Source organism: Curtobacterium sp. B18 (assembly GCF_000333375.1).
Taxonomy (GTDB): domain Bacteria; phylum Actinomycetota; class Actinomycetes; order Actinomycetales; family Microbacteriaceae; genus Curtobacterium.
This window is the reverse complement of sequence record NZ_BACZ01000175.1, coordinates 1-505: the sequence shown is the minus strand read 5'-3', so window position 1 is coordinate 505 and position 505 is coordinate 1. Positions and strand designations below refer to the sequence as shown.

1 pseudogene is annotated in these 505 nt (G+C 73.7%); it reads left to right on the top strand.

From position 1 onward, the window contains the following. Positions 1 to 135: 135 nt before the first annotated feature. Positions 136 to 505 (top strand): annotated as a pseudogene (locus I5E_RS04695) (nucleotide sugar dehydrogenase); the annotation flags it as partial.

Below are 505 nucleotides of genomic sequence, written 5' to 3'. Positions count from 1 at the left end.
CTTGCCATGCCGGAAGTCTGCCATGGGACACGCGCGACGCGTGTGCAGCGCACGGGTGCGCAGGCGCCGCGGGCCATCCTCCGCGGCGCCTGCGGGTCTGGTCAGCCCTTCAACGCCCCCGCCGCGATGTTCGCGATGAAGTGCCTCGAGCTCGGCAAGATCGGCCTCCCGCTGGCCGTCCAGTACGCCCGATCGGGCGCGACCGTCACCGGACTCGACGTGGCACCCGCCGTCGTCGAGTCGGTGAACGCCGCGGTCGAACCCTTCCCCGGTGAGCACGGGCTCGCCGCCGGCCTCGCCGAGGTCGTCCCCGCCGGGATGCTCCGCGCCACCACCGACCCCGCCGACGCGATCCCGACGGCCGACGTCGTCGTGATCGTCGTGCCGCTCTTCGTCGGCCAGGACGGTGCCCCCGACTTCGGCTGGATGGACGCTGCGACGGAGTCGATCGGCGCGCACCTCCGCCCCGGCACGCTCGTCGCCTACGAGACCACGCTGCCGGTCG